Consider the following 13252-nt stretch of genomic DNA (forward strand, 5'->3'; position numbering starts at 1 on the left):
GAGTCCGGCGCGTGTTCCACAGCTCCGCCGCGCACCACCGCGGGGGAGCGGGGCCGGTAACGACGAACGAGGAGCACGATCCTTGACCGACAACCCGTTCCTGTCCCCGAGCGAGCTTCCCTACCGGCTCCCCGACTTCGCGGCCATCCGCGAGGAGCACTTCCTGCCCGCGTTCGACAAGGGCGTGGCCGAGCACCTCGCCGAGGTGGACGCGATCGTCCGCGACCCGCGGCCCCCGACCTTCGACAACACCATCGCGGCACTGGAGCGCTCCGGCGCGCTCCTGGCCAGGGTGGAGACCGTCCTGCACACCCTGGCCGGTTCCGACGCCACCGACGGCATCGAGGAGATCGAGCGGGAGATCGCCCCGAGGGCCGCACAGCACCGGGACGCCATCTCGCTGAACCGGGACCTGTGGGAGCGCGTGCGGCAGGTCACCGCCTCCGACCCGCAGGAGGCCTGGCTGCTGGAGCGGTACCGCCTCGACTTCGTCAAGGCGGGCGCCGACCTGGACGACGACCAGCAGGCCCGGCTGCGCGAGCTCAACACCGAACTCGCCGGACTGAGCACCGAGTTCTCCCGCAACGTGGTCCGGGCCACCCGCGAGGCCTCCCTCGTCACCGGCGACGTCTCCGACCTCGACGGCCTGGACGAGGCGCACATCAGCGCGATCGAGCGGGACGGGGAGTACGTCCTGCCCCTGCTCAACACCACCGTGCAGCCCGCGCTGGCCCAGCTCACCAACCGCGCCACCCGTGAGCGGCTCTACACCCTGAGCGCCGAGCGCGCCCCCGAGAACCTCGACATCGCCGCGCGCATGGCCGTCCTGCGCGCCGAGCGGGCCGCGCTGCTCGGCTACCCCGACCACGCGGCCTACACGGTCGCGGACCAGACCGCCAAGACCGTCGACGCGGTCGAGGAGCGGCTCGGCCAGCTCGTCGGACCCGCCCGGCGCAACGTCGAGAAGGAGGCCCGGGCCCTGGCCGAGCACGCCGGGCACGACATCGAGCCCTGGGACTGGCCCTTCTACGCCGAGCAGGTGCGCAGGGAGCGCTACGACTTCGACGACAGCGTCCTGCGCCCCTACTTCGAACTCGGCAGGGTGGTCCGGGACGGCGTCTTCCACGCCGCGACGCTGCTGTACGGGATCACCTTCGCCGAGCGGCCCGACCTGCGCGGCTACCACGAGGACGTGCGGGTGTGGGAGGTGTTCGACCGGGACGGCTCGCCCCTGGGGCTGTTCCTGCTGGACCCCTACGCCAGACCGACCAAGCGCGGCGGCGCGTGGATGCACAACCTGGTCGACCAGTCCTTCCTGCTGGACGAGCGGCCGGTGGTGGTGAACAACCTCAACATCACCAAGCCTGCCTCGGGCCCCACCCTGCTCACCTTCGACGAGGTCGAGACGGCCTTCCACGAGTTCGGCCACGCCCTGCACGGGCTGCTGTCGGCCGTGCGGTTCCCGCGCGTGCAGGGCACGAGCGTGCCGCGCGACTTCGTGGAGTTCCCCTCCCAGGTGAACGAGATGTGGGCGACCTGGCCGGAGGTCCTGTCCCACTACGCCCGCCACCACGAGACCGGTGAGCCGGTGCCCGCCGAACTCGTGGAGCGCCTGACGGCCGCCCGCCAGTTCAACCAGGGCTTCGCGACCTTCGAGTACCTGGCCGCGGCGCTCCTGGACTGGTCGTGGCACCGCCTGGCCCCGGGCGAGGCCGTGGGGGACCCGGCCTCCTTCGAGGCGCGCGCCCTGGAGGCGGCGGGGGCCCTGCACCCCCTGGTCCGTCCGCGCTACCGGTCGGCGTACTTCATGCACGTGTTCGCCAACGGCTACAGCGCGGGCTACTACTCCTACGTGTGGAGCGAGGTCCTGGACGCCGAGAGCGTGGAGTGGTTCACCGAGAACGGCGGCCTCACCCGGGAGGGCGGGGACCGCTTCCGGGAGAGGGTGCTGTCCGTGGGCGGCGGTGTGGACCCCATGGAGGCGGTCCGCGACTTCCTGGGCCGTGAGCCCCGGATGGAGCCCCTGCTGGTCCGCCGCGGGCTGGTCTGACCCGGGGCCGGGCGCACCGGGAGGCGGTGCGCCCGGCCCCTGCGGTCCGTGTCCCGCGGGCCCGGCCGCCGACCGCGCGGCCGGGCCCCGGCAGGGGCGGGCCGCCGACCGGCGGGGCCTTCGACGGGCCCGCGGAGGAGAGGATGCGGGCCCGCCGACGAGCCCTACTCCTCGGCCTCCTCCCGGAGCAGCTCCGCGTAGGCCTCGGCGTCGAGCAGCCCGTCCACCGCCCCCGGGTCCGAGGGCCGGGCCCGGTAGAGCCAGCAGTCGTAGGGGTCGTCGTTGACCTGCTCGGGTTCCTCCGCGAGTTCGGTGTTGACCTCGACCACCTCGCATCCGAACGGCGCGTAGAACTCCGACACGGCCTTGACCGACTCCACCGTGCCCACCGCCTCCTCGGCGTCGAAGCTGTCCCCGGCTCCGGGCAGCTCCAGGAAGACCACGTCGCCCAGTTGCCGCTGGGCGAAGTCGGTCAGTCCGACGGAGACCGTGCCGCCGGGCTCCCGGCGGACCCATTCGTGGGTCGTGGTGTAGAGCAGGTCGCCCGGAATGCTGGCCATGGCAGAACCCTTCGTGTCTTCGCGTCTTCGAAGCGCGATCGCCGCTGCTGGGCGACCGGCAAGGCCAGTGTGCTGGACCGGCGGGCGCGCGTGGGCGCCTTTGGCGCAACCGGGGGAGGGGAGTCGGCCGTCGGCTTCGGCCGCACGCCGCGCGCGTGGTGCGGGTGAATCCCAGTGCCCGGTTCGTCCGTTTCGCGTCGCACGCGCGTTCGGGAGGGGGCGGTCGCCCGCGGTTGTCCTACTCGGCGGTAACATCGTGGCCGGTCACACCGAACGCACGGGAAGGCGTCCGATGAGCGAGGAACTGTCCGTCCGCCTCGACGGCCATGTCGCCGTCCTGGAGATCCACCGACCGCCCAACAACCACTTCGACCACGCCCTCCTCAAGGAGCTGGCGGACACCGCCGAGGAACTGGTCGCCACCGGGGACCGCCGCGCCCTCGTGGTGTGCTCGGAGGGCAAGAACTTCTGCGCCGGGGTGGACTTCGCGGCGGGCGGGGTCGGCGACACCCCGGTCCGGACCCTCAGCGCCATCTACGGTGAGGCGCTGCGCCTGTTCGCCCTGCCGGTGCCCGTGGTCGCCGCCGTCCAGGGCGCGGCGGTGGGCGGCGGCCTGGGCCTGGCCTGCGCGGCGGACTTCCGGGTGGCCGCGCCCTCCACCCGCTTCCACGCCAACTTCGGTCTCCTGGGCCTGCACCAGGGCTTCGGGCTGAGCGTGTCCCTGCCCGCGATCGTCGGCCGCCAGAAGGCCGCCGACATGTTCTACACCGCCCGCCGGGTCACCGGCACCGAGGCCCACGCCATCGGCCTGGCCGACCTGCTGGTGGACGAGGCCGCCCTGCGGTCGGCGGCCGTGGACCACGCCCACCGTATCGCCGCCTCCGCCCCGCTGACCGTGCGCTCGATGAAGGCCACGCTCCGCGCCGACCTGCTCGCCGCGCTGCCCGCCGCCCTGGACCGGGAGATCGTCGAGCAGAACAAGCAGCTCGGCACCAAGGACCACGAGGCCGGGGTCAGCGCCTCCCTGGCCCGGGTCAGGCCCTCCTTCACCGGCGAGTAGCCGCGGCGGCCACGCGGACACGGCAGGGGCACCGACGACCGTGGCTGGACTGTCGCTGGCCGGGGACACACTCGGTGCCATGAGTTCTCGGATCGGAGCCAACGAGCCCCGTAGCTCCCTTACGTGGATCGAGTCCATGGGCGGCCCGCTGCTCGCCATCCCCGTCTCCCTGCTGCCCGCGTGGGAGGGCTGTACCGAGACGGGGATGATCTGGGGGGAGACGGACACCCCTGACGACTACGACCGGGCCTGCACCGTGGACGGCCTGGCCGGGGTGATCGCCGTGGGAGACGGCGACGGGCGGGCACTGGTCCTGGGGGACGGCCCCGACCCCGGCTGTTACCTGCCTGAGCACCGTGCTTTCCTGCGCTGGATCGCCGCCGACTCCGAGGCCGACCTGAGAGCCGCGGCCGAGGCGGTCCTGGCCGATTCCGCCGTGGAATGGGAGGAGTGCGGTGTCTGGGTGACGGACGGCCCCGTCGTCCTCATGGACTCCGTCACTCCGGGGTCCTCTCCAGACACCGTCCACCCCGGAGAAGGGTCGCCCGAGCGTGCTCCTGTCCCGCTGCCCGCCGGTCGGTGGAGAGTGAGCGCCGCCCACGCCCGGACCGACGAGGGGACTCAGGTCAGCCTGGTGCGGCTCCTGCCTGCCGGGGACCTTTGAGGCCGGGCCCGGTCACGGGCCCGCGGCCGATGGTGCGTGCGGCGTCTGGGAGCGCGGACTCCGGATTCCCGGTCCCACGGCGGCCGCCGGTCACTACACTGTTCGGACTCGGATCAGTGTGCGGACAGGGGGTCGCGATGGGCGCACCCGATGTGACGGCGTCCACCCAGTGGTGGCAGGGGCTCAACGCGGCCAAGGCCACCTCCACCCCCGCCGACCGGGTCCGGGCCCTGGTCAGGGAACACCAGCGCTGGTACCCCAGGGCCGACGTGGCGCTGCTGAGCCGGGCCTACGCCGTGGCCGAGCACCTGCACAAGGAGCAGAAGCGCAAGAGCGGCGAGCCGTTCATCATCCACCCGGTCGCCGTGGCCACCATCCTCGCCGAGATGGGCCTGGACACCGCGACGCTGGTCGCCGCCCTCCTGCACGACACGGTGGAGGACACCCCGTTCAGCCTGGCCCACCTCGCGGCGGAGTTCGGCACCGAGGTCGGGGTCATGGTGGACGGCGTCACCAAGGTGGACCGGTCCATGTACGGCAGCGCGGCGGCGGGGGAGACCTTCCGCAAGATGGTGGTGGCCGCCCGCGACGACCTGCGCGTGCTGCTGATCAAGCTCGCCGACCGGCTCCACAACCTGCGCACCCTCCAGTTCCAGCCCCCGCACAAGCGCGTCAAGATCGCCCAGGGCACCCGGGAGCTCCTCATCCCCCTCGCGGAGCGGCTGGGGGTGTACCGGCTCAAGCGCGACCTGGAGGACCTGTGCTTCGAGTACCTGGAGGGTGAGGACTTCGAACGGGTCAGCACGCGGGTGGCCCGGGTCCGCGAGGGCTGCGCCCACGAGATCGACGCGCTGCGCGTCTCCCTGCGCGACGGCCTGGCCTCCTTCCGCGTCAAGGCGCGGGTGGAGGTGCGCTCCCGCCACCCGTACTCGGTGTTCACCTCCGGAACCGGCCTGACCGGCGACCCCGACCCGCTGGACACCGTCCGGTACGTGGTCGTCGTCAAGGGCGACGAGCGCAACGCCTACCTGGCCCTGGGGGCGGTCCACGGCAGGTGGAAGCCCTACCCGGCCAAGTTCCGCGACTTCATCGCCACCCCCCGGTACAACCTGTACCGGGCGCTGCACACCACCGTCCTCACCGAGTCCGGCCGCCGCGTGCAGATCATCATCTGCGACTCCCACGCCCAGCAGGTCTCCGAGTACGGCATCATCGCCGACATCCGCCAGGCCACCGGCAGGGACGGCCGCCTGACCACCGAGCGCACCACCGACCCGGAGTGGCTGACCCGGCTGCTCGGGTGGCAGGAGCAGGCCTCGGCCGAGGAACTCCTGGAGGGCGTGCGCACCGACCTCGCCGACAGCATCACCGTGCTCACCGGGCAGGGCCAGGTCCTCACCCTCCCCGAGGGCGCCACACCGGTCGACGTGGCCTACGCGCTCGGCGCCGACACCGGCGACCGCTACTCGGCGGCGGCCATCGACGGCCGCCTGGTCAGCCCCGCGACCCGGGTCCGCGAAGGGGAGACGGTGCACATCATCACCAAGTCCGTGCCCGCCCCCGACCGCGGGTGGCTGGACTCGGTCAGGACCGGCAGGGCGCGGGTCGCGATCGCCGCCTGGCACCGCACGCGCGCCCACGAGCAGGCGGAGCACACCGGCCGGGAGCGGATGATCGCCCTGGTGGGGGCGGACCGGCTCATCGAGGCCGAGTCGTCGGGGGCGATGACCGGGGTGGCGCGCCGTTCGGGGTACCCGTCCCTGGAGGAGCTGTACGTGGCCCTGGGCTACGAGCAGGTCAGCTCCGAGGACGTGGCCGCCCTCCTTCCGGCGTCGGCCTGAGTACGGCCGTCCTGATGGCGGTCGGGCCGGGACGGCGCTCCGGGCGTCCCGGGGGTCCCGGGACGCCCGGAGCGGTTACGGCTGACGCGTTCGTGGGCGGCGCCCGTCACGGGCGCCGCCCACGAACGGGTTCCCCGGTGCCGGGAGCGCAGGGGAAGTCCGCTCCCGGCACCGGTCACGCCGGAGCCCGCGCGGGGCCTTCGGCGCTTCCGACGGGTTCCTCCTGTGCGGCGGACCCGGAGCCGTGTGGTCCGGGCCGCGCGGCCCGGACCCGCCCGGTTCAGGCCCCGCTGGCGACGCGCGGGCGGCCGACCGCGTAGCCGTACTGCTCGGGCCAGTGCGAGTCGGCGCCCAGCTCCTCCGCGGCGCGGTGGGCCCAGTAGGGCTCGCGCAGCAGCTGCCGTCCCAGGAACACCGCGTCGGCGCGGCCCGAGGCGACGATCTCCTCGGCCTGGGCGGGTTCGGTGATCGCTCCGACCGCGCCGGTGGGCAGGCCGGTGGCACCGCGGACCCGCTCGGCGAAGGGCACCTGGTAGTTCGGGCCCACGGGGATGAGGGCGTCGGCGACCAGGCCTCCGGTGGACACGTCGAGGAGGTCCACGCCCCGGGCCTGGAGCTCCTTGGCGAGCAGGACGGTGTCCTCGCCGGTCCAGCCCTCGCGCTCGTCGGCCTCGTTCTCCGTCAGCCAGTCGGTGGCCGAGGTGCGGAAGAACACGGGCAGGTGCTCGGGCCACACCTCGCGCACGGCCTCGACGACCTCCAGCGCGAAGCGCATCCGGTTCTCGGGGCTGCCGCCGTACTCGTCGGTGCGGTGGTTGGTGGCGGGCGACAGGAAGGAGTGCAGCAGGTAACCGTGCGCGCCGTGCACCTCGGCCACCTGGAACCCGGCGGCCAGCGCCCGCTCGGCCGAAGCCGCGAAGTCTCGGACCAGCTGCCGGATCCCGTCGGCGGTCAGCTCGACCGGCGCGGGGTAGCCGGGGAAGGCCTCAGTGCCGGGACCCACCGTCGGCCAGCCGCCCTCGGACTCGGGGACGTACTGTCCGCCCAGCCAGGGCTTGTCCGTCGAGGCCTTGCGCCCGGCGTGCGCGAGCTGGATGGCCGGTACCGCGCCGTGGGCGCTGATCGCGGAGGTCACGCGTTTGAAGGCCTCCTGCTGGCGGCTGTTCCACAGGCCGAGGTCCCAGGGGCTGATCCGCCCGTCGGGCCGCACGCCGGTGGCCTCGACCATGACCAGACCGGCCCCGCCCGCGGCCCGGTCGGCCAGGTGCGCGAGGTGGAAGTCGGTCGGGGCGCCGGCGTCGGGCCCTTCGGAGGCGGCCGAGTACATGCACATCGGGGACATCCACACGCGGTTGGGGATCTCCAGCGACCTCAGCTTCAAGGGGGTGAACAGCGTGCTCAAGGGGTGTCCTTCCGTCTGCGGCAAGTGGTCGGTGTCCATCGGGGAGCGGGTCCGGCGCACGGAGGCCGAACTCTAATACGATGGATGTCGTACTACGGTAAGCAACGTACTACGAGGATTGTCAAACTACGACCGTCCTCGTACTTTGTGGTGGAAGTCGCACGGCGCACGGCAGCGGAGGTCATGGCATGCCCGGCAGGGAACGAAGGGTCCGAAGCGGTCGGCAACTGGAACACCCGCCCGCCGAGGAGATCCGGGTGGAGACGGTCATGCACGCCCTGGCCGACCCCGTGCGCCTGCGCATCGTGCGCGAACTGGCCCGGGGCCACGACGACATGGCCTGCATCGCCTTCGAACTGCCGGTGAGCAAGTCCACCTCCACCCACCACTTCCGCGTGCTGCGCGAGGCGGGGGTCATCCGCCAGTACTACGAGGGCACCTCGCGCATGAGCTGTCTGCGTACGGAGGACCTCGGTGCGCGCATGCCCGGACTCCTGGAGGCGGTCCTGCGGGCCGCGCACATCGCCGAGGGCGACGCCGCCGGTGGGTCCGCCGCCAGCGATTCCGCCGGGGGAAGCCCTGACGGGGCCGCCGCCGGGGTGAGCCCCTCCGGCCCGGCTTCCTGAGCGGAAGGGGCAGGGCGGGCGGCCACGGTCGGCGGGCCACGGGCCCGCCCGGCTGATCCCTCCTTCGAAGCAGTGGCGCCGTCTCCTGGGCAGCGGTGCCGTGAGCGTGTTCTGGCCGGGTGAGGGCCCCGCCCTCCGGGGGCGCCGGAGGACGGTCCGGCGCCCCCGGTCGGGCGGGGAGGGTTCAGTCCGCGACGCGCCCCCGCGCCTCCGTGGTGCCGAGGGCGGCGCGCGCCGCCGCGGCCGCCCCCGCGTCGGCGGCGATCAGATCCGCGTTGAGCGCTGCCCCCGCCTGCGTCCCCGACGCCGCCGCGACCGGGACGTTCGCCGTCACGTCGGCGACGTTGCCCGCGGCCCACACCCCCTCGACGCCGGTGAACCCGCCCGCCTCCACGGCCAGCTGCGCGCCCATCCCGGTCGGGTGCTCCGTCAACGCCAGTCCCAGGTCGGAGAGGAAGTCCGCGCGGGCGGTGAACCGCGGCGCCACCGCCAGCGTGTCCACCGCGATCTCCTTGCCGGAGGCCAGACGCACGCCCGCCAGCCGGTCCCGGTCGTCGACCTCCAGGCCGCGGACCCCGCCCTCGACCACGCCGACGCCCAGCGCGGCCAGCTGCTCCCACTGCTCGTCGCCCAGGTCCACGCCGTTGTGCAGGAACAGCGTCACCCGCGACGACAGCTGCCGGAACATCAGCGCCTGGTGGAACGACCCCGGCCCGGTCCCCAGCACCCCGACGGCCGTGTCGCGCACCTCCCAGCCGTGGCAGTACACGCAGTGCACCACGTCCCGACCCCACAGCCGGGCGAGGCCGGGGACGTCGGGCAGCTCGTCCACCAGCCCCGTGGTCAACAGCAGCCGCCGGGCCGCCGCGCGGCCCCCGTCCTCGGTGCTCACCACCAGGTTCCCGTCCTCCCGGCGCACGCCCGCGACGCGGCCGGACACGATCCGCCCGCCGTAGGAGGCGACCTCCTCGCGCCCCAGCCGGAGCAGTTCCAGCGGCGGGATCCCGTCCCGGGACAGCAGGCCGTGCGCCCCGGCCGCCGGGGCGTTGCGCGGTTCCCCGGCGTCGACGACCAGCACCGAACGGCGGACCCGGGCCAGCGTCAGCGCGGCCGACAGTCCCGCCGCACCGCCCCCGACCACCACGACGTCCCACGCCTCACCGGATGCCGGTACCAACTCGTTCTCGCTCATACCGCCACGATGCGGCCGCGGCGCCGCGTTGCCAAAGTCCTTTGCCGAACCGGCAAAAACGGGGTGGTCCAGAGGACCGCGGGCCCCCGGGCCACGGCCGCGGACCGCCGCGCGCCGGTGGTGTTCTCCCGGGAAAAACGGCATCCTGGCGCGATGACGGATACGTGGTACCGCGGTTCGGGGCCCTACTGCTACTCCAACTGCCTGGTCATGATGCTGGGTGGGGACGCGCCCGACGCCGCGGTGGTCGAGACGGTCACCGGCAGCCCCTTCGGCGTCCAACTGGAGGACGGGCTCGCCTTCTTCGACCCGTGCGGCTGGAACCCCGGCATCGGTGTGGACGAGGCGCTGACCGCCCTGGGCTGGACGGCGCGGACCACCAGCGGCGGCGACGCCGACACCGCGTTCGGCCGTCTCATCGCGGCCCTGGACGAGGGGCCGGTCATGGTCGGCCCCGTCGAGATGGGCCACCTGCGCCACCAGCCCGGCATGACCGGGCCGATCGGGGCGGACCACTACGTCGTCGTGCTCGGCGCCGACGACACCCACGTGACGCTGCACGACCCGCAGGGCCACCCCTACGCGCGGCTGCCGCGGGCCGCCTTCGCCGCCGCCTGGCGGGCCGAGAGCGTCGCCTACGCCGAGCCGTACACCATGCGCACCGAGTTCACCCGGGTCGGACGGGTCGACGCGGCCCGGGCGGTCGGCGCGGCCGTCCCCCGGGCGGTCGACTGGCTCGGCGGAGCCAACGGCGACGCGGCACTGGCCCTCGCGGACCTGGTCGGGCGCGGCTGCGACCCTGAGCTGCGCGGCCACCTGGTCGGCTTCGCGGTCCGGGTCGGCGCCCGGCGCCTGGCGGACGCGGCGGCCTGCCTGCGCGGCGTCGGCCACGCGGACGCGGCCGCGACCCTGACCGGGCAGGCCCGCCTGGTCGGATCGTTGCAGTACCCACTCGTCACCGGCGACGACGGCGCGGCCGCCGCGGTTCTACGGGACCTGGCCCCCACCTACGGGGTCCTGCGCGACCAGCTGGCCGGGTTCCGGAACCGGGAGGGCGCGTCTACCGCCGCCCCGGGCGGGTCCGGCGGTAGATGAGCCGACGGAGCAGATACTCGGCCGGGCCGGGGCGGCCGGCGCGCTCCAGGGCGTAGGCCGCCACGACCGTGACCAGCCACACGGCCAGCGCGAACGCCGCCATGGACGCGCTGTTGAGGTGGGCGCCCAGCCCCAGGCCCCAGGCGGCGAGCAGCGGGGAGAAGAGCAGCGAGTGGGCCATGTAACCCGACATGGAGCGCCTGCCCAGCGCCGCGACCGCGGTCACCGCCCGGCCCGCGCCGGTCCGGCCGACGCCGCCCCGTCGCGACAGTCCATGCGCGGCCAGGGCGAACAGCGCGACGTAGCCCAGCCCGCAGGCCAGCCCCGTGGCGGCCTGGACCGCGGGCAGCGGTCCCCCGTCCCCGACCGCGCCCGGGGCGGCCCCCACCAGCCCCGCGTGGACCAGCGCCGACGGCAGCCCGCCCAGCCAGCCGACCGGTATCCCCACCGCCGCCGTCCAGCCCAGCAGCCGCAGGTGGCGGTGCGGCTCCTCCAGGACGCGCCGCCGCGCCGCCCAGAAGCCCAGCAGGATCATGGCGAACCCGCCGAAGGACAGCAGGCCGCCCGCCAGGGTGACGAACGCCCAGGTGAGCAGCCGTGTGCCCGCCGCCGCCAGCGGGTCCTCCTCCTGGGCGGCGTAGGCCAGGTAGGACGGCTCGGCCCCCGCGCCGCCGACGCCCTCCAGCCCGTGCGCCGCCAGGCTCCACGCCGCCTGTGCGGCGGGAACCGCGATGAGCAGGGCGAACACCGCCGCCCCCGCCAGCAGGACCCGGTCCCCGCGCCGGATGAACAGCCACACCAGCACTAGGCTCGCCACCCCGTAGGAGCCGATGATGTCGCCCGCCATGAGCAGGGCGGCGTGCGCGAACCCGAACACGACCAGCCACAGACCGCGTCGGCGCAGCAGCGCCACGGCCGTGCGTTCGGAGGTCCCGTGCGCCCTCTGGCGCAGGAACAGCTGCATCATCCCGTAGCCGAACAGGAAGGCGAACAGGGGATAGGCGCGCAGGTCCAGGCCGACGATCATGGCGAACCGGACCGCCCGGTCCAGCCACGAGCCGTCCACCGGGTGCCAGCCGGAGGGTCCGTGCTGGGCCGCCCACAGGTGGAACGCGGTGTTGGACAGCACGATGAGCAGCAGCATCATCCCGCGCGCCAGGTCCGGGGCCAGCGCGCGCTCACCCGGCAGGACGCCGCCGCGCGGGGCGCGTCCCGCGCCGCCGGGGCCGTCGCCGTCCTGTCGCCTCCGGTACCGTGCCGCGCCCCCGGCGCCGCCGTGTTCCTCTTCGTCCGTGGATCCGCGCATACCGCGACCCTAGGAACCGGGCCCGGTCCGCGGCCTCGGCCGATCGGCCCGGTCGCGTCGCCGTTCGGCCGCTTCCCCGGTCCGGGAGACGGAGGCGGCCGGTCCCCGGACCCCGACGTCCGGCCACCGCCGGCGCGACGGGCGCGGGGACGCCCCCTCTTTGCCCTCCGGTGGTATTCCCGCGCGCGCCGTCCGGGTAGCCGACGGGAGTCCGCCGCACGAGCACGCGAACCCGGGAGGAACCCATGGCCGACCTCAACCCCATCGAACTGCAGAAGGCGCTCAAGGGCGCCGACTACCCCGCCAGCCGCGACGACCTGGTGTCGCTGGCGAAGGGCAACGGTGCGGGCGACGACCTGGTCCAGAAGCTGTCCGACGCCGGTACGAGCCGGTTCGACGGCCCCGACGACGTGCAGAAGGCCCTCTTCGGCGAGTAGCGGCGCCGCCGGCCGGGGCAGCCGGGAAGCCGCCGACCCGCGCGGCTCCCCGGCACCCCCGCCGACAGCCACCGGGCCCCGTGCCCGCACCCGACGGCCTCGCCCCGCGCCCCGCGCCCCCGCCTTCGCCCCCGCCGCTCAGGCGTGGGAGAGCGCGAAGGAGACCAGGAACCCGCAGACGGTGATGACGCCGATGGCCAGGTGGGTGTCCTCGAAGGCCTCGGGGATCATCGTGTCGGCGATCATGGCCAGGATGGCCCCGGCCGCCACGGCCGTCACCGTCGCCACCACGAACGCGGGCAGCCCGCCCACCACGGCGTAGCCCACCATGGCGGAGACCATGCTGGCGGCGGCGATGGCCCCCCACACGCCGAAGACGTACCCCTTGCCGCGACCCGCCCGCCGCATCCCCGCCGAGCTGGACAGCCCCTCGGGGATGTTGCTGATGAACACCGCCGCCACGGTCACCATGCTGACCGCGCCGCCCTGGGCCAGGCCGACGCCGATGACCGCCGACTCCGGAACGCCATCCAGCAGCGCCCCCAGCGCCAGCGCGAGGCCCGACCCGGCCTGCTGGCCCTCCGAAGGCTGCTTCCCGGGCTGGTCGGAACGCTTGCGGTGCCGCGCCCCCCGCCGGGCCAGCGCGATGTTGCCCACGGTGTAGGCGCCCGCGCCCGCGAGGGTGCCGACCACCGCCGGGACCAGCCCGGCCTCCGCGTGCGCCTCGGCGATCAGCTCGAACGAGACCGCCGACAGCAGCACCCCGGCGCCGAAGGCCATCACCGAGGCGACCACCGGGCGCGGAATCCGCAGGGCGTACCCCAGCACCGCGCCCACCAGCAGCGCAGACCCGGCCAGCAGCCCCCAGGCGCCCGCCTCCACCACTCCCGACATTCCCAGCCCCTCCCGCTACCGGCGCACAGCCGAACAGCACGCCTTCCCTCACGGGTGGTAGCAGGAAGGGGCGCCGGGTGCCGCGCGGCGCGCCCCTCAGGTCCGCGAACGCCCGCGCGCCAGGG

12 protein-coding genes are annotated in these 13252 nt (G+C 74.3%); 7 read left to right on the forward strand and 5 right to left on the reverse strand.

Going from position 1 to position 13252, the window contains the following annotated elements; translation table 11 throughout:
* Nucleotides 1-82 precede the first annotated feature (82 nt).
* Nucleotides 83-2050 (forward strand): M3 family metallopeptidase, encoded by a 1968-nt coding sequence (locus UIS43_RS27050; RefSeq protein WP_370012047.1) that lies wholly within the window; start codon nucleotides 83-85, stop codon nucleotides 2048-2050.
* A 164-nt stretch (nucleotides 2051-2214) separates the two neighbouring features.
* Here UIS43_RS27050 and gcvH read toward each other — a convergent pair whose 3' ends face one another.
* Nucleotides 2215-2610 carry a glycine cleavage system protein GcvH gene (gene gcvH, locus UIS43_RS27055; protein ID WP_013152104.1) on the reverse strand — a complete coding sequence of 132 codons (396 nt, stop codon included), beginning with the start codon at nucleotides 2608-2610 and terminating at the stop codon, nucleotides 2215-2217.
* Nucleotides 2611-2902: 292 nt separating this feature from the next.
* Between gcvH and UIS43_RS27060 the strand changes: the two genes are divergently transcribed.
* The 3 genes from UIS43_RS27060 (at nucleotide 2903) to UIS43_RS27070 (ending at nucleotide 6175) form a co-directional block, all read left to right on the forward strand.
* On the forward strand, nucleotides 2903-3670 hold the full coding sequence (locus tag UIS43_RS27060; protein WP_013152105.1) for an enoyl-CoA hydratase/isomerase family protein: 768 nt from the start codon (nucleotides 2903-2905) through the stop codon (nucleotides 3668-3670).
* A gap of 79 nt (nucleotides 3671-3749) precedes the next feature.
* The gene (locus tag UIS43_RS27065; protein ID WP_013152106.1) at nucleotides 3750-4334 is read left to right on the forward strand and encodes an immunity 21 family protein; all 585 of its coding nucleotides are present in this window, start codon (nucleotides 3750-3752) and stop codon (nucleotides 4332-4334) included.
* 137 nt (nucleotides 4335-4471) lie between these two features.
* Entirely contained in the window at nucleotides 4472-6175 is a 1704-nt protein-coding gene (locus tag UIS43_RS27070; protein ID WP_013152107.1) for a bifunctional (p)ppGpp synthetase/guanosine-3',5'-bis(diphosphate) 3'-pyrophosphohydrolase, read from the forward strand.
* A gap of 280 nt (nucleotides 6176-6455) precedes the next feature.
* Here the strand turns inward: UIS43_RS27070 and UIS43_RS27075 are convergent, their stop codons facing one another.
* Nucleotides 6456-7577 carry an NADH:flavin oxidoreductase/NADH oxidase gene (locus tag UIS43_RS27075; protein ID WP_041552410.1) on the reverse strand — a complete coding sequence of 374 codons (1122 nt, stop codon included), beginning with the start codon at nucleotides 7575-7577 and terminating at the stop codon, nucleotides 6456-6458.
* A 188-nt stretch (nucleotides 7578-7765) separates the two neighbouring features.
* On the opposite strand from UIS43_RS27075, the gene UIS43_RS27080 reads away from it, so the two are divergent.
* On the forward strand, nucleotides 7766-8203 hold the full coding sequence (locus UIS43_RS27080; RefSeq protein ID WP_013152109.1) for a helix-turn-helix transcriptional regulator: 438 nt from the start codon (nucleotides 7766-7768) through the stop codon (nucleotides 8201-8203).
* A 184-nt stretch (nucleotides 8204-8387) separates the two neighbouring features.
* On the opposite strand, the gene UIS43_RS27085 is transcribed toward UIS43_RS27080, so the two are convergent.
* Nucleotides 8388-9395, reverse strand: coding sequence for an NAD(P)/FAD-dependent oxidoreductase (locus tag UIS43_RS27085; RefSeq protein WP_013152110.1), 1008 nt, complete (start codon nucleotides 9393-9395; stop codon nucleotides 8388-8390).
* Between the two features lie 153 nt (nucleotides 9396-9548).
* On the opposite strand from UIS43_RS27085, the gene UIS43_RS27090 reads away from it, so the two are divergent.
* Nucleotides 9549-10490, forward strand: coding sequence for a hypothetical protein (locus tag UIS43_RS27090; protein ID WP_013152111.1), 942 nt, complete (start codon nucleotides 9549-9551; stop codon nucleotides 10488-10490).
* Here UIS43_RS27090 and UIS43_RS27095 read toward each other — a convergent pair.
* Nucleotides 10456-11796: a DUF418 domain-containing protein gene (locus tag UIS43_RS27095; protein ID WP_071621674.1), complete on the reverse strand. Its 1341-nt coding sequence runs from the start codon at nucleotides 11794-11796 to the stop codon at nucleotides 10456-10458. The two genes, UIS43_RS27090 and UIS43_RS27095, sit on opposite strands and share 35 nt — an antisense overlap.
* A 245-nt stretch (nucleotides 11797-12041) precedes the next feature.
* Between UIS43_RS27095 and UIS43_RS27100 the strand changes: the two genes are divergently transcribed.
* On the forward strand, nucleotides 12042-12233 hold the full coding sequence (locus UIS43_RS27100; protein WP_013152113.1) for a DUF2795 domain-containing protein: 192 nt from the start codon (nucleotides 12042-12044) through the stop codon (nucleotides 12231-12233).
* 138 nt (nucleotides 12234-12371) lie between these two features.
* Here the strand turns inward: UIS43_RS27100 and UIS43_RS27105 are convergent, their stop codons facing one another.
* Nucleotides 12372-13127: a ZIP family metal transporter gene (locus tag UIS43_RS27105; protein WP_013152114.1), complete on the reverse strand. Its 756-nt coding sequence runs from the start codon at nucleotides 13125-13127 to the stop codon at nucleotides 12372-12374.
* Nucleotides 13128-13252: the final 125 nt, after the last annotated feature.

Source organism: Nocardiopsis sp. LDBS0036, from assembly GCF_041228755.1.
GTDB lineage: Bacteria > Actinomycetota > Actinomycetes > Streptosporangiales > Streptosporangiaceae > Nocardiopsis > Nocardiopsis dassonvillei.